Here is a 15946-nt window from a genome sequence, read left to right on the forward strand (position 1 = left end):
AAGCCTCAGCCCAGGCTTCGCAGTCGCCAACCGGCCTCCGTCCTCGTCACGAGGAGGGAGGCCGGTTCGTCGTCCGGGCCGCTGCCGAGCTCGAAGAGGACGGCCCCGCCGTACTCCCCCGCCATCCCGGCGATGCTCGGAAAACGCGCCTCCGCCAGACGCGCAGGATCAGCCACCACCGCCAGGTCGTCGGCCAGCAGCGGCGAATCGGCCTGGTCGACGCCCGCGACGCATGCGGCATCGAGCGCCGTGAGGCAGTCCTCGCGGAGGCGCAGCAGCACTCGGGCGGCCGCGGTCGCGTCGTCGCCGCGGAGGAGAGCGTCGGCTGTCGTGCCTCCGGTGGAGACTGGCGGTGATGAGCGGCCGGCAGCCTCGGGGGGATCAGTGCGCCGTGCGTCGGCTCGTGCCGGGGCAGGACCGGACCGGGTGCCGGGCTCGGCGGGCGGACCTTCCGTCTCGGTCAGGACGAGGCCGCCCAAGGCGGATGCCGCCACGACCCCGGCACCGAGCCAGACCTTCGGGCGGACATCGCGCGCCGCGGCCACGGCGCGGCCGATGACGTGCGCGGCCAGGCCGAATGCGTCAGCGGCCAGGCCGCCGGGCTCGCCGACGGCGGCGCGCGCCAGGTCGAGGCCCGGGACGACGCCGTCGAGGTGATGGGCGGGCGGTGCCGTGGGCGGCGCAGCGGTCGACGCCTCGGGCGGCGGTGCGGGCCGCGCCAGCGGCTCCTCCAGCGGCGCAGGATCGTCGAGGTCGAAGAGCAGCTCGATAAGAGAGTCGATGCCCAAGCCGCCGGGTCGGGTCGCGTCGCCGAGCGCCGTCCGGACGGTGCTGCGACCGCCCGGCGTCGACGCCAGCACCTCGGCGACGATGCGGCGGGCCGCCCCGGCGGCACCGGCGTCCCGCGTGAGGCTCACGGCACCCCGCGGTGGTGCGGCCGAGAGGCTGACGAGCACGGGCGCCCCGCTGGCGTCCAGCAGGACGTCATCGAGCGTCAGGCTCGAGGCGAGATCGACGCGGTCGTCGAGGCCGCGCCGCTCGACGTGCAGGAGCGCGAGCAGCAGCGGGACCAGCAGCGTCACCGCCTCGCCCGCCGACAGGCGCCCGCGCGCAGCGAGGAGCTCGGACACGGGCCGCGGCACGAAGCGCGGGAGGAGCACGGCCGGACGGCCGTCGACCTCGACGACTCCGAGGAGGGGCGCGATATGGCGGTGGTCGACCGCAGCCAGCGCAGCGGCGACGGCCAGCGCCCGGCGGCGGCCGTCGGGACCGAGGAAGACCTTCGCGACGGTCTGCGGGGCGGACGGCCAGACGAGGAGGCGGGCGCGGGGCGACTCGGCGAGCACGTGGGGCGCGACGGCCGCGGCGACGGAGGAGGACATGCCGTCGAGCCTGGCGGAGCGGGAGGGGGCCGGACGGAAGTTCCTGCGCCTGTGGATCATCGGGGACCCTGTGGACCGATCCCCGCGGTGAGTAACGCGGGCCGCGCGCAACCCGAAGCCGGACCGCCACCCGGCGCGGGACCACGTATCCTAGTCAGCATGGCACGCAGCAAGTCTTCGGAGAACGCATCTTCGACCCCTGAAAAAGAGCCCGGTCGCATCAAGCAGATGTACCAGGTCTTCACCATGACCCGGCGTCACGACCCCAAGTCGATCTGGCTCATGCTGGCGTCGTTCGTGGTGCCCGTCATCGCGTTCGTCGTGCTCGCTCTCGTCGCCGGGGGCAACATCCTCGGCACGATCCTCTACATCGTCGTCGGCGTCATGCTCGGCGTGCTGCTGTTCATGCTCGTGCTCGGACGCCTCGCCGAGCGCGCCGCCTACTCGCAGATCGCCGGCCAGCCCGGAGCGGTCGGCGCCGTCTTCAAGAGCGGCCTCCGTCGCCAGTGGCGGGCGAGCGAGATGCCGGTCGCCGTCAACGGCCGCAGCCAGGCCGCCGTCTACCGCGCCATCGGCCGACCCGGCGTCGTCCTCGTGACCGAGGGCACCCGGGGCCAGACTCAGAAGATCGTCGACGAAGAGAAGCGCAAGGTCGCGCGGATCACGCCCGGCGTCCCGATCACCGTCCTCAGTGTCGGCACCGACGCCGACTCGATCCCGCTGCACAAGCTGGCTCGTCGCATGAACAAGGTCAAGAAGGCCATCGATCGCAACGAGGTGCTCGCCGTGTCGAACCGCCTCGAGTCGCTCGGCCAGAACAAGCTGCCGATCCCCAAGGGCGTCGACCCGATGCGCATGCGCTCGGGGCGTCCGCGCTGATCGCGAGTCGCGCTCGAGGCTAGATCCTGACCAGGACAGCGCCGACGGCGCGATCGTGCAGGCCCCGCTGGTCGCGGTCGTAGATGACGGCGGGGATCACCAGGCAGAGCAGGATCGTGCGGACGATGGGCCGCCACACGCCGATGTAGCCGGTCGGCAGCGGCACGACGCGCATGCGGCAGGCGATATGGCCGAGACTGCCGCCGAGGGTGATGATGAACAGCACCTGCATGAGCGCGAAGACGCCGAGCGTCGCAAGCGAGTTGTAGTGGAAGAACAGCACCGAGACCAGCACGGCGATCCCCCAGTCGATCACCAGGGCGATCAGGCGTCGGCCGAACCGGCCGATCGAGCGCGGACCCGACTCGGGGAGCCCGAGGTCGTGCCCCGGATACGGCGGGCGGTCGTCGCTCGGCGGGAGTGGGGGCGGGGCGCTGCTCGACATGGGGATGAGCCTATCGATGCCCTGCGGGAGCACTCTGAGCACGGCACCCGTAACATCCCGGAAACATTCTGGTCACCGCACCGAAACCCCCCGTCAATAGCCTCATGACTGGAGGCGTCCAGCTTTCGCCCACGTTCCACGCCATTGGAGAGACTTCGCGTATGTTCAAAGATTCTTCCGAGGTGCTGAGCTTCATCAAGGACACCGACGTCAAGTTCCTTGACATCCGGTTCACCGACCTTCCCGGTGTCCAGCAGCACTTCAACATCCCCGCATCCACGGTCGACGAGGAGTTCTTCTCCGTCGGTCAGCTGTTCGATGGCTCGTCGATCCGCGGCTTCGCGTCGATCCACGAGTCCGACATGCAGCTCATCCCCGACGTGACCACGGGCTACGTCGACCCGTTCCGCGCCGAGCGCACGCTCATCCTGGTGTTCGACATCTTCAACCCGCGCAACGGCGAGCTCTACTCGCGCGACCCCCGTCAGGTCGCGAAGAAGGCCGAGCGCTACCTCGCCTCCACCGGCATCGCGGACACCGCCTTCTTCGCTCCCGAGGCCGAGTTCTACGTCTTCGACGACGTGCGCTACGACGTCAAGCAGAACGGCTCGTTCTACTCGGTCGACTCCGAAGAGGGCGCCTGGAACACCGGACGCGCCGAAGAGGGCGGAAACCTCGCGAACAAGACCGCCTACAAGGGCGGCTACTTCCCGGTCTCGCCCGTCGACAAGACGGCCGACCTCCGCGACGACATCAGCCTCAAGCTGATCGACTCCGGCCTCGAGCTCGAGCGTGCGCACCACGAGGTGGGCACCGGCGGCCAGCAGGAGATCAACTACAAGTTCGACACGATGGTCCACGCGGCCGACGACATCCTGAAGTTCAAGTACATCGTCAAGAACACCGCGGAGCAGTGGGGCAAGGTCGCGACCTTCATGCCGAAGCCGCTCTTCGGCGACAACGGCTCGGGCATGCACACGCACCAGTCCCTCTGGTCGGACGGCAAGCCGCTCTTCTACGACGAGAACGGCTACGGCGGACTCAGCGACCTCGCCCGCTGGTACATCGGCGGCCTGCTCAAGCACGCCCCCGCCGTGCTCGCGTTCACGAACCCGGCGATCAACTCGTACCACCGCCTGATCCCGGGCTTCGAGGCCCCCGTCAACCTGGTCTACTCGGCCGGCAACCGCTCGGCTGCGATCCGCATCCCGATCACGGGCACCAACCCGAAGGCCAAGCGCATCGAGTTCCGCGTCCCCGACGCCGCCTCGAACCCGTACCTCGCGTTCGCCGCCCAGCTCATGGCCGGTCTCGACGGCATCCAGAACCGCATAGAGCCGCACGAGCCCGTCGACAAGGACCTCTACGAGCTCCCCCCGGAGGAGGCCAAGAACATCCCCCAGGTCCCCGCCTCGCTCGACGCTGCTCTGCTCGCTCTCGAGGAGGACCACGAGTTCCTCACCAAGGGCAACGTCTTCACCGAAGACCTCATCGAGACCTGGATCGCGTACAAGCGCGAGAAGGAGATCCTGCCCATGGCGCAGCGTCCTCACCCGTTCGAGTTCGAGATGTACTTCGGCGTGTAGTAGGCCGTCGTCTCCCCCGGAGCCCCGTCCCCGCGTTCGCGCGGGAGGCGGGGCTCCGTCGTGCGGACGGGCGGGGCTCCGTCGTGCGGAAGGGCCGGAGACGACGGCCGCTGCGGACACGCGAACGGCCCCGCCCCCGGAGGGGCGAGGCCGACGCTCGAGAGGACGGGACTGGCTACGCGGGAAGCGCGGCTCCCTCGAGCACGCGGCGCTGGCGAGCGACGATGCGCCCACCGAGGGGGCGCACCTCCCAGCCGGCGGCCGACCACACCTCGGAGTCGAGGGCGTTGCGGGCGTCGAGCACGACCGGGTTGGCGGCGAGCTCGGCGAGGTGCTCCGGGTCGGCGTTGACGAAGACGGGCCACTCGGTGAGCAGGAGCACGGCGTCGGCGTCGGTGACGGCCTCGTCGAGGCTGTCGGCGAACGACAGCGTCGGGAACGAGCGCTGGGCCGTCTGCGAGGCCTCCGGGTCGACCACGAGCACCTGGGCGCCGCGCAGGTGCAGTGCGGCGGCCACGTTGAGGGCGGGCGAGTCGCGGACGTCGTCGGTGTCGGGCTTGAAGGCCGCGCCGAGAATGGCGAGCTTGCGGTTGAGCACCGATCCGCCGCAGGCGTCGATCGCCTGGTCGATGACGCGCTGGCGCTGCTGCATGTTGATCTCGTCGACCTCCTGCATCAGGCCGACGACGCGGCCCGCACCGAGCTCGTTGGCGCGCGACATCAGGGCGCGGATGTCTTTCGGGAGGCAGCCGCCGCCGAAGCCGAGACCGGCGTTCAGGAACTTGCGGCCGATGCGGTCGTCGTGGCCGAGCGCGTCAGCGAGGACGCGGACATCGGCGCCGGCGACCTCGCACAGCTCCGAGATGGCGTTGATGAAAGAGATCTTCGTGGCGAGGAACGCGTTGGCGCTCACCTTGACGAGCTCGGCGGTGGCGAGGTCGCACGAGATGACCGGCGTTCCGGTCGCGATCGGAGCCGCGTAGACCTCGCGGAGGATCGCCTCGCTCTTGGCGTCCGTGCCGCCGAAGACGATGCGGTCGGGGCGCAGGGTGTCTTCCACTGCGTGGGCCTCGCGCAGGAACTCCGGATTCCACACGACCTGGGTGTCGATGCCGGCCGGCTTGGCGTCGGCCACCAGCTTGCGGAGCCGTGCCGCGGTTCCGACCGGCACAGTGCTCTTGCCGACGATGATGCCGTCGTGGCTGAGCGACTCGGCGACGGCCTTCGTGGCGGCCTCCACGTAGGTGAGGTTCGCGGCGTGGCTGCCCCGACGCTGCGGGGTGCCCACGCAGATGAAATGGACGTCGGCGAGCGACACGGCGTCGGCGAGGTCGCTGGTGAAGCGGAGGCGCCCCGTGCCGACGTGCTTGACGATGAGCTCGGGCAGGCCGGGCTCGAAGAACGGGACGCGGCCGGCGCTGAGCGCTTCGACCTTCGCGGGGTCGGTGTCGACGCCGATGACGTCGAATCCCATCTCGGCCATGGCGGCCGCGTGGGTAGCGCCGAGGTAGCCGGTGCCGATGACGGAGATGACGGGCTTGGGGGCGCTGTCCGCCGGGGCGGAGGGCTTCTTCGATGCGGTCATGATGGTCTCCCTGATGCGGGTACGCCGAACGTACCTGTGGTTGTGGAGCAGATGAGGGGGTGGCTGCCGCGGTGCGAGACACCGCGGCAGCCGAATGGGCAAGCGTGGTGGGCTCCTACCCCGTGGGCTTCAGCTTGTACTGGTCCTGGACGGTGGCTATGCCGTTCGTGAAGGCCGTGATGGAGCTGCCCGAGGAGTCGATGCGCCAGTCGTTGGTGTACTGGGTGCCGTTCGTCGTCGACGTGACCGTGTGGTTGAACCAGCCGAAGCCGATGATGTCGGAGTTGACGGGGGCGTCCAGGTTCGTGAACAGGTCGGTGATCCACTTGGCCTTCTGGCCGCCGTTCTCGCTGGCTCCGATCTCGGAGAGCACGATCGGCTTGTCCGGGGCTATCGCCCGGAGCTGCGTCAGCGTGTTCTGGAACGTGTGCTGGAACGAGTAGGTCTCGGAGTTCGAGTACGGCGGGCGGAGGTACCCCGACATCCCGACCCAGTCCACCTCGTCGGGACCGGGGTAGTAGTTCGCCAGGTACGCCTGCTGCGACTGAGTGGAGTTCAGGTTGTCGACCCGGTTGGGCGACCAGACCCAGACGACGTAGTCGTTGGCTCCGTTGTCGGCGAAGATCTGGTGCACGTGGTCCCACATCTGCACGAACTGGCCCTTGGAGTTGCCGTTGGTGTTCTCGCCCCAGGGGTACCAGTCGGCGTTCATCTCCTGGTCAAGGCGGATGGCGAGCGGCTGCTTGTTGGCGGCCACGGCCTTCGCGTACTTGGTCAGGTAGGCGTCGTAGTCGCCGCCGATGATCTTGGAGAGCGCGTAGTCGGGCTGGGTGTTGAGGTTGTTGGCGGCCTTGAGCGGCTGGGTCTCCCAGGTCAGGAACGGCAGCTGGCCCTTGGCCCACGAGCGCTGCACGGCGTCGGCGCGGAAGTCGGAGTCGAAGCCCTGGAAGTAGCCCGACATGTTCGGGCTGACGCCGACCTTCGATGACACGTCGTCGTTCTCAGCCCAGTTGAAGGGCGACTGCTGCGTGTAGAGGCCGAAGTACTTCGAGGTCGGCTTCTTGATCGACGCGAGGCTGGGCGTGGTCGGCATGGTCGGTCCGGTCACGATGGGGCTGGTCGGCGTCGTGGTGGTGCCGCCGCTCGGCGCTCCGGGAGTGTCGCCCGTCGTCGTCGTCGGAGTCGTCGAACCCGACGAGGCCGCGTTCGACGTGCCGGAGCCCGCGGTGCCGGAGGCCGAGGATCCCGACGAGGCCATCTGCGACTTGAGGTCCTTCACCTGGCCGGCCGACTTGGAGGACGTCGCCATGGCCTTCGAGAGCTTCGTCTCGAGGGCGGTCGACTTGCCGGTCGCTGCCGCGAGCTCCGTCTTGAGCTTCGCGAGCTCGGCCGACTGGTCGTTGATCCGCGACTTCGTCGAGACGAGCTGCGTCAGCAGGTCGGCGCGGTCGTTCTTCAGCTCCATGTTCGTCGAGATGGGCTTGACGACATCGCCGACGACCTTGCGCACGACGTTGTCGGTGGGCGACATCCAGACCAGCCACGTGATGAGGGCGAGCGCGACCACGATGATCGTGGCGCCCAGCGCGCTCATCCGCGAGTTCTTCTTGCCGGTGGTCCACCAGGCGCTGCCGGCGGGCCGGCTGAGCGGGGTGATCACGGACTCTCGGTACTCAGACAATGAAGAGTGCCTCCAGGACGAGGATCGCGGTACCGATGAGGTACGGCCATCCGGCTTTCATGTTGAAGCGGCGGCGGGGTGCGGCCTTGGGGGTCGGTGCGTCCACGACCGCGGTCGTGGCGGCGCGACGGCTCTTGATCAGGACCGTGCCCGACTCGGGGTCGGCCTGCGTGCCGAAGTCGAACAGGGTGTCGACCGAGGGCTGACCGGGCACGTCGTCGAACTGGGCCTCGAGGGCGTCGATGGGCGTGACCATGGTCTCCTCGCGACGCTCCACCTCGGCGGCCACCTCCTCGGTGACCTCGCCGCCGCTGTAGGCACCGGCTCGGGTCCCCCAGCCGGCCGAGTGGCCCATGCGGAAGAAGCCGATGATGCGGATGGGCATCAGGAAGAACGTCGACACGATGATGAAGACCGGAAGCCGCATGAAGTCGCCCGGCTTCTCGCTGAGGTGGCGCATCTGGCGGATCGCCATGCTGAGGACCGACGAGAGGACCATCAGGGCGACGATCGCCAGGATGCCTGCCCGGAAGCCGTACTCGTGCAGGATCCCCGTGTAGAGGTTGATTCCCTGACCGGTGATGCCGTTGTAGATCCAGCCGCCGACGACGCCGAGGAGCACGAACGGGAGCACGATGTCCATCGCGAAGAAGAACGCGAGCATCGGCGCGTGGCCGAGCATCCAGGGCATCATGCGCAGCGTGTTGTACTGGCTGCCGCGAGCCCAGCGGAGCTGCTGCTTGAAGAGCTTCTTGATCTTCAACGGGGCGTCCGTGTAGACGAGGCTCGTGTACTGGTACACGGTGCGGTAGCCCTCTTTGAGAGTGAGGTTCGTGAGCGTGCGGTCGTCGCTGACCTCGAGGAAGACACCCATGAACTTCTCGGTCATGAACTTGTCCATGACGCGGACGAGGATGTCGCGACGGAACGCGATCGTGCGGCCCGGGAGGCAGCCGATCTGGCCGAGCACGCTCTGAGCGGGCATGGAGTACAGCGCGCGGCTGTTCTCGAGCCAGTCGGCCCAGCGGGTGATCCAGCTGCGCTCGGGCTCCAGGATGCGCTGACGCGTCGTGACGCCGCCGATGTTCGCCTCGGCGAACGGCTTGAGGAGCTCCTCGAGCGTGCCGGGAGTCCAGACGGTGTCGGAGTCGACCAGCACCGTGATGTCGCCCTTGGACAGCTCCGTGCCGATCATGACGGCGTTGCGCTTGCCCGGGATCGGCGTGTGCGTCCAGGTGACGAGGGGCGCGAACTCCTCGCAGATGGCCTGCAGCGTCGGGTTGGGCTTGCCGTTGATGACGACGATGATCTCGTCGGGACCCTGCTCGACCATGCGGCCGATGACGTCCCTGAAGAGGTCCTCTGGCTCGTCCACCACGGGGACCACGACACTGGCGGTGCCGGTGAAGTGCCCGGTGAACGGACGGTAGTTCCGGGAGATCACCACTTTGATGATCCACATGACCCAGATCATGATCGAGTAGACCGAGAACAGGTACACCTCGGGGTGTCCCTGGATCTCGTGTCGGATTTGAAGAATGAACGTCAGCACGGTGCCGCCTGCATGTACTCGGTGGGGGTGGCTTCCGCGTCATCGGGGAATCGGTCGTTCGGGTGACTCAATTTCTAGCCCAATCGATACGGGGCTACAAGCGGTCCGCACGGAGCGAGCGGCCCTCGCCGATCGGGGTACGTCGGAGTCCCCGGTTTCGTGTCGTGCGAAATGCCGACACGAGACACGCCCGACACTCTCTGCCTATTCGTGTCCCCCGTTTGAGAGGTCCGCGGTGTCTCCGAGCCATGCTCAGCATCGCGTGCAGGCCAGCAGGCGCTTGGGCGGGGGCCTCGTCTCGATAGCGGCTCCGCCATGACCCCCATTCGGTTGGCCCCCGTCGGCGGCACTCGTCCCGCCGATGATCGGGGGACACGCCCTCGTAACCTGGCCGTCACATTCTGCGGGGTACAACGCTCGATTCCGGGGTACAGCTCAAGTTTTTCGCCGGGCTGTCGCCGAGCAGCGCATCCCGGGCGTGTCGCAGAGACGCCCGGGCCTGCGGGAGCGTGTCAGACGCTCGGCTCAGGCGACTTCTCGAGCCCGTAGAAACCGGCCTCGAACACGTGGCGCGCACGACGGGTCACGGCGAGGTAGTCCTCTTCGAGCTGGCTGGCCGAGTTCGGCGGGTACTCCAGGAGGCGGGCGACGGCCTCGAGCTGGCGGCGGTCGGCCGGGAGGCTGTCGCTCGTGCGCCCCGTCCACAGCATGACCGCCGAGCGAGCCCGCGAGGCGATGACCCAGGCGTCGCGGAGCCGGTCGGCATCGCGCACCGTCACGAGCCCCGCCTCCACCGAGGCCGCGAGGGCGTCGAGCGTGGACGGCGTGCGGAGGCCCGGCGTGGTGGCGGCGTTCTGCAGCTGCAGCAGCTGCACGAACCACTCGACGTCGCTGAGCGAGCCGCGCCCGAGCTTGAGGTGACGGGTCGGGTCGGCCGCCTTGGGAAGGCGCTCCGACTCGACGCGGGCCTTGAGGCGCTTCACCTCGCGGACGTCCTGCTCGGACAGCCGCGCCGGGTACCGCACCGTGTCGGCGAGCGACTCGAAGTCGGCCAGCAGCCCGGCGTCGCCGACGGCACCGCGCGCCCGCAGCAGCGCCTGGGCCTCCCATGTGAGCGCCCAACGGCCGTAGTAGGCGGCGTACGAGTCGAGGGAGCGCACGACGGGGCCGTTCTTGCCCTCGGGGCGGAGCCCGGCGTCGAGGTCGAGGGGCATCTGCGGGTCGTCGGTGCGGCGGTGGAGGTCGGCCACGATGGCCACCGCCCGCGCCTGAGCGGTCGTGTCGGCGGGGTCGAGGCTGCGGTAGACGTAGAGCACGTCGGCGTCGCTGCCGAACCCGAGTTCCTGCCCCCCGTACCGGCCCAGGGCGATGACGGCGAACTCGAGACCGTCGGCCCGGCCGCCGCGGCGCGCCAGGTCGAGGGCTCCCCCGATGGCGGCCGTCATGATGTCCGACAGGCCGCGGCCGATCTCGTCGATGGAGATCACGCCGACGATGCCCCCGAGGGCCAGACGCAGGATCTCGCGGCGCCGTGCCATCCGAAGCACCTGGGCGGCCTGGTCGTCGCCCTCGTGCCGTGCGACCGTCGCGTTCGCCTCGGCCCGGAGCTCGTCGAGGGTGCGCGGACGCAGGTCGTCGTCGGACTCCAGCCAGCCCGCAGCCTCCGGGATGCGCTCGAGGTGGTCGGCGACGAAGCGCGAGCTCGACAGCACGGTCGTGAGCCGCTGGGCGGCGCCCGACGAGTCGCGGAGCATGCGCAGGAACCAGTAGGTCTCACCCAGCCCATCGCTCAGGCGGCGGAAGGCCAGCAGGCCGAGGTCGGGGTCGGTGCCGTCGGCGAACCACTGCAGCATGGCCGGGAGCAGATGCTGCTGGATGCTCGCGCGGCGCGAGACGCCAGCCGTCATCGCCGCGATGTGGGCGAGCGCGCCCTTGGGGTCGCGGAAGCCGATCGCCTGCAGGCGGGCGACGGCCGAGCCGGTGCTCAGCGAGAGCTCCTCCTCGGGGCGGCGGGCCACGGCTGACAGCAGCGGCCGGTAGAACAGGCGCTCGTGGAGCCGGCGCACCCGGCGGCGGATGCCGTGCCAGTGCTCGCGGAGCTCCTCGGCGCTCGGGGCGAGCCCGGTCGCCCGGGCCAGCACGCGCAGGTCGTCTTCATCGCGCGGCATCAGGTGAGTGCGGCGCATGCGCGACAGCTGGATCCGGTGCTCGAGCAGACGCAGCTCGCGGTAGTCGCGGTCGAACTCGGCCGCCTCGGCGCGGCCGACGTACCCCGCGATCGCCAGGGCGCCGAGCGCCCCGAGCGTGGAGCGCTGGCGGATGTCGGGGTCGCCCTGGCCGTGCACGAGCTGCAGCAGCTGGATCGTGAACTCGATGTCGCGGAGGCCCCCGGGCCCGAGCTTCAGCTGCACGTCGACCTCGGCGGGCGGGATGTGCGACAGCACACGCTCCCGCATCCGCTGCGTGGACTCGACGAAGTTCTCGGTCGAGGCCACGCGCCACACCATGGGCGCGAGCTTCTCGACGTACTCGCCGCCGAGGGCGAGGTCTCCGGCGATCGGACGGGCCTTCAGGAGGGCCTGGAACTCCCACGGCTTCGCCCAGCGCTCGTAGTAGGCGACGTGCGAGGCGAGCGTGCGCACCAGCGCGCCGTTCTTGCCCTCGGGGCGCAGGTTGGCGTCGACCTCCCAGAGCGGCTCCTCCGGCGCGAGGTCGGAGAGCGTGCGCGTCGTGTGCACGGCCAGCCGCGTCGCGATCTGCACGGCTCGCTCGGCGTCGAGGCCGTCGGCGGCGTCGGCGACGAAGATGACGTCGACGTCGCTGATGTAGTTCAGCTCGCGGGCGCCCGCCTTGCCCATGGCGATGATGGCCAGCCGTGTGCGTCCGATCTCGTGCTCGGGAAACGACACCTCACGGCGCGCGACATCGAGAGCCGCCTCGAGAGCGGCCCCCGCCAGGTCGGCCAGCGCGGCCGCCACGACGTCGAGGCCGGCGACCGGGTCGTAGAGCGACAGGTCGAACGCGGTCAGCGAGACCAGGTGCTCGCGGTAGGCCACGCGCAGGGCCGTCCGGGCGTCGTCGCCCGTCAGGCCGGCGACGGCCGCCAGGAGGTCGCGCTCGTAGTCGTCCTGGTGCGGGACCGTCCAGGTCTTGCGCAGCAGGCTCCGCAGCGAGGCGGGGCGCCGGCACAGGAAGTCGGCCAGCCCCTCCGAGGCGCCCAGCACGAGCATCAGCCGGTCGCCGGGGCGCTCCTCGCTCGCCGTCGGGCTCGGCAGGGATTCCGCGCGCAGGAACTCGCCCACCGCCTCCGGAGCCCGCTCGATCAGGCGGCTGAGCCTCTGCAGCCCGCCGTCGGGGTCGGGGCTCTGCGACAGCGCGCGCACGAACTCGGCGACCTGCGGCTCGACGTCGATGAGAGCGTCGAGCAGGTCGCGGCTCACCCGGAGGTCGGCGAACCCCGCCCGTGCCAGATCGGTGAGGGCGGTCGCAGATCGGGGCACGGGAGGTCTCGCAGGGGTGCGGCTGCTAGAGCATCTCGAGGTTGGAGCGGAGCTCGAACGGCGTCACCTGAGCTCGGTAGTCTTTCCACTCCTGGCGCTTGTTCTTGAGCACGTAGTTGAAGACGTGCTCGCCCAGCGTCTCAGCGACGAGCTCGCTGTCTTCCATGAGCGACAGGGCGTGGTCGAGGCTGGCGGGCAGCTGGTTGTAGCCCAGGGCGCGGCGCTCGGCGTCGGAGAGGCTCCACACGTTGTCCTCCGCCTCGGCGGGGAGCTCGTAGCCCTCCTCGATGCCCTTGAGACCGGCGGCCAGGAGCAGCGAGAAGGCGAGGTACGGGTTGGCCGCGGAGTCGATCGCGCGGTATTCGACCCGGCTCGACTGGCCCTTGTTGGGCTTGTACAGCGGAACGCGCACGAGGGCGGACCGGTTGTTGTGACCCCAGGTGACGAAGCTCGGAGCCTCGTCGCCGCCCCAGAGGCGCTTGTAGCTGTTCACGAACTGGTTCGTGACGGCGGTGATCTCGGGCGCGTGGCGCAGGAGCCCCGCGATGAACTGACGGCCGATCTTCGACAGCTGGTACTCGGCGCCGGCCTCGTAGAACGCGTTGGCGTCGCCCTCGAAGAGCGAGAGGTGCGTGTGCATGCCGGAGCCCGGGTGGCCCTGGAGGGGCTTGGGCATGAAGGTCGCGTACACGCCCTGCTCGATCGCCACCTCCTTCACCACGGTGCGGAAGGTCATGATGTTGTCGGCCATCGTCAGCGCATCCGCGTAGCGCAGGTCGATCTCGTTCTGGCCGGGGCCCGCCTCGTGGTGGCTGAACTCGACCGAGATGCCGAGGTCTTCGAGCATGCGGACCGAGCGGCGGCGGAAGTCGTGGGCGGTGCCGCCGGGGACGTTGTCGAAGTAGCCGGCCTGGTCGACGGGCTCGGGGCCCTCGGGGCCGACCTTCGACGACTTGAGCAGGTAGAACTCGACCTCGGGGTGCGTGTAGAACGTGAAGCCGCGGTCGCCGGCGCGGGCCAGCGTGCGCTTGAGGACGTTGCGCGGATCGGACACGCCGGGCGCGCCGTCGGGCGTCGCGATGTCGCAGAACATCCGGGCGGTGGGGTCTTCGGTACCGCGCCACGGGAGGATCTGGAACGTGGTGGGGTCGGGGTGCACCAGCACGTCGGCCTCGTAGGAGCGGGTGAGGCCCTCGATGGCCGAGCCGTCGATGCCGACGCCCTCGGCGAATGCGCCCTCGACCTCGGCGGGCGCGATGGCCACCGATTTCAGGGTTCCGATCACGTCGGTGAACCAGAGTCGGATGAACTTGATGCCCCGCTCTTCGATGGTGCGAAGAACGAAGTCCGTCTGCTTGTCCATTCAGGCCTTTCTGCGTGTGCCGACCGGGCGGCGAAGCGCCATCAGTAGGCTAGTGGACATGCCCCGACTCCGCTTGGCGCTCGCTCAGACAAACCCCACCGTGGGCGATCTGGCGGGCAACGCAGACCAGATCGTCGCCGCCGCGAAAGCAGCCCGAAAGGCCGGCGCCGACCTCGTCGCCGCCGGCGAGATGAGCCTCACCGGCTATCCGATCGAAGACCTCGCCTCCCGCCCCAGCTTCCTCCAGGCCTCGCGTCACGCGGTCGAGAAGCTCGCGGAGCGTCTCGAGGCCGAGGGCCTCGGCGATCTCGCCGTGATCGTCGGGCACCCCGACGGGCCGTTCGAGCCGAGGCTGCTCGACACCTCCAACGCGCCGACCGCCATCGCGAAGAACTGCGCGAGCGTGCTGCAGGGCGGGCGTGTCGTGACGACCACGGCGAAGTACCACCTGCCCAACTACTCGGTCTTCGACGAGTACCGCGTCTTCATCCCGGGCGACGAGCTGCTCGTCGTGCGGGTCAAGGGCATCGACGTCGCGGTCATCATCTGCGAAGACCTCTGGCGCGACGGCGGCCCTGTCGCCCGCGTCATGGAGGCGGGCGCGGGCGTTCTGCTCGTCGTCAACGCCAGCCCGTGGATCGCCGACAAAGACGAGGTGCGCCTGCCCCTGGTCCAGCACCGCGCGACCGAGAACGACACGTTCGTCGCCTACGTGAACATCGTCGGAGGCCAGGACGACCTCCTGTTCGACGGCGACAGCGTCGTCGTCGACGGTGCCGGCACGATCGTGGCGCGGGCCCCGCAGTGGCGTGAGCACCTGCTCGTCGTCGACCTCGATCCCGAGCACTCGACCGGCCGCACCATGCCCGCCGGCATCCGTCGCGTCGACGTCGAGACCCCGGCCTTCGGCCAGCTCGAGCCCATCGCTCCCGACGTCGCCGAGCTGCCCGACGACCGCCAGCAGCTCTGGGACGGCCTGGTCACCGGCCTCCGCGACTACGTGCAGAAGAACGGCTTCACGTCGGTCATCCTCGGACTCTCGGGAGGCATCGACTCGGCCGTCTGCGCCGCCATCGCGGCCGATGCGCTCGGCGGCGACCGGGTCTACGGCGTGTCCATGCCCTCGCAGTGGTCGTCCGACCACTCGCGCAGCGACGCCGACGATGTAGCCGAGCGCATCGGCGTGAAGTACTCGGTCGAGCCGATCAGAGACCTGGTCGAGCCGTTCGAGCGTCAACTGAAGCTGACGGGACTCGCCGCCGAGAACGTGCAGGCGCGGGCCCGGGCACTCATCTTGATGGGGCTGTCCAACCTCGACGGCCACCTGGTGCTCACGACGGGAAACAAGACCGAGCTGTCGGTCGGCTACTCGACCATCTACGGCGACTCGGTCGGCGGATTCGCTCCGATCAAGGATGTCCCGAAGACCATGGTCTGGGAGCTCGCTCGCTGGCGCAACGAGTTCGCCGAGGCGCAGGGCCTGCGCGGCCCGATCCCCGAGAACTCGATCACCAAGCCGCCGTCGGCCGAGCTGCGCCCCGGACAGGTCGACCAGGACACCCTGCCGCCGTACGAGATCCTCGACGGGATCCTCGACGCGTACATCACGAAGGCGCTCGGTGCCGCCGACGTCGTGGCCCTCGGCTACGACGCCGAGGTGGTGGCCGAGGTGACCAAGCTCGTCGACCGCTCGGAGTGGAAGCGCCGCCAGGGCGCGATCGGGCCGAAGATCTCGGGCATGGCGTTCGGTCGCGACCGGCGCCTGCCGATCACGTACCGCCCGACCGTCCTCTAGCGGTCTTCGGCCTCTTCGGCGGCCCATCGGTCGCTGTTCGCCTTGATCTGGGCGAGGGCGTGCTCAGCTTCTTCGCGGGTCGCGTACGGGCCGGCGCGGTCGACGGCGGGAGACACCATGCCCTCCTCGACCTGGTGCGTCTTCGTGTTGAACCAGAATTCTTCAGCCATGAGCTGGA

At 69.5% G+C, this 15946-nt stretch carries 11 protein-coding genes; 3 read left to right on the forward strand and 8 right to left on the reverse strand.

Annotation, left to right across the window (positions count from 1 at the left end):
- Nucleotides 1–5: 5 nt before the first annotated feature.
- Nucleotides 6–1382 carry a hypothetical protein gene (locus tag AC3CBB_RS05940; protein WP_488626331.1) on the reverse strand — a complete coding sequence of 459 codons (1377 nt, stop codon included), beginning with the start codon at nucleotides 1380–1382 and terminating at the stop codon, nucleotides 6–8.
- A gap of 159 nt (nucleotides 1383–1541) precedes the next feature.
- On the opposite strand from AC3CBB_RS05940, the gene AC3CBB_RS05945 reads away from it, so the two are divergent.
- Nucleotides 1542–2261: a DUF4191 domain-containing protein gene (locus AC3CBB_RS05945; protein ID WP_123504682.1), complete on the forward strand. Its 720-nt coding sequence runs from the start codon at nucleotides 1542–1544 to the stop codon at nucleotides 2259–2261.
- 19 nt (nucleotides 2262–2280) lie between these two features.
- On the opposite strand, the gene AC3CBB_RS05950 is transcribed toward AC3CBB_RS05945, so the two are convergent.
- A complete protein-coding gene (locus tag AC3CBB_RS05950) occupies nucleotides 2281–2706 on the reverse strand; it encodes an RDD family protein (protein WP_488626332.1) in 426 nt (141 codons plus the stop codon).
- Nucleotides 2707–2867: 161 nt separating this feature from the next.
- Here AC3CBB_RS05950 and glnA point away from each other — a divergent pair, with 161 nt between their 5' ends.
- Nucleotides 2868–4292: a type I glutamate--ammonia ligase gene (gene glnA / locus AC3CBB_RS05955; RefSeq protein WP_123504683.1), complete on the forward strand. Its 1425-nt coding sequence runs from the start codon at nucleotides 2868–2870 to the stop codon at nucleotides 4290–4292.
- Nucleotides 4293–4467: 175 nt separating this feature from the next.
- Here glnA and AC3CBB_RS05960 read toward each other — a convergent pair whose 3' ends face one another.
- The 5 genes from AC3CBB_RS05960 to AC3CBB_RS05980 all read right to left on the reverse strand — a co-directional run bounded on the left by AC3CBB_RS05960 (nucleotide 4468) and on the right by AC3CBB_RS05980 (nucleotide 13973).
- Complete coding sequence (locus tag AC3CBB_RS05960; protein ID WP_488626333.1) at nucleotides 4468–5877, reverse strand: UDP-glucose dehydrogenase family protein; 1410 nt, start codon at nucleotides 5875–5877, stop codon at nucleotides 4468–4470.
- 115 nt (nucleotides 5878–5992) lie between these two features.
- Nucleotides 5993–7537 carry a glycosyl hydrolase gene (locus AC3CBB_RS05965; RefSeq protein WP_488626334.1) on the reverse strand — a complete coding sequence of 515 codons (1545 nt, stop codon included), beginning with the start codon at nucleotides 7535–7537 and terminating at the stop codon, nucleotides 5993–5995.
- A gap of 13 nt (nucleotides 7538–7550) precedes the next feature.
- Entirely contained in the window at nucleotides 7551–9110 is a 1560-nt protein-coding gene (locus tag AC3CBB_RS05970; protein WP_488626335.1) for a glycosyltransferase, read from the reverse strand.
- 512 nt (nucleotides 9111–9622) lie between these two features.
- Nucleotides 9623–12610, reverse strand: coding sequence for a bifunctional [glutamine synthetase] adenylyltransferase/[glutamine synthetase]-adenylyl-L-tyrosine phosphorylase (locus AC3CBB_RS05975; protein ID WP_488626336.1), 2988 nt, complete (start codon nucleotides 12608–12610; stop codon nucleotides 9623–9625).
- A 25-nt stretch (nucleotides 12611–12635) separates the two neighbouring features.
- On the reverse strand, nucleotides 12636–13973 hold the full coding sequence (locus AC3CBB_RS05980) for a glutamine synthetase family protein (protein WP_488626337.1): 1338 nt from the start codon (nucleotides 13971–13973) through the stop codon (nucleotides 12636–12638).
- Between the two features lie 58 nt (nucleotides 13974–14031).
- On the opposite strand from AC3CBB_RS05980, the gene AC3CBB_RS05985 reads away from it, so the two are divergent.
- Nucleotides 14032–15768 carry an NAD+ synthase gene (locus tag AC3CBB_RS05985; protein WP_488626338.1) on the forward strand — a complete coding sequence of 579 codons (1737 nt, stop codon included), beginning with the start codon at nucleotides 14032–14034 and terminating at the stop codon, nucleotides 15766–15768.
- On the opposite strand, the gene AC3CBB_RS05990 is transcribed toward AC3CBB_RS05985, so the two are convergent.
- On the reverse strand, nucleotides 15765–15938 hold the full coding sequence (locus AC3CBB_RS05990; protein WP_123504690.1) for an SPOR domain-containing protein: 174 nt from the start codon (nucleotides 15936–15938) through the stop codon (nucleotides 15765–15767). The two genes, AC3CBB_RS05985 and AC3CBB_RS05990, sit on opposite strands and share 4 nt — an antisense overlap.
- Nucleotides 15939–15946: the final 8 nt, after the last annotated feature.

This window comes from Frondihabitans sp. OV104 (genome assembly GCF_057787745.1).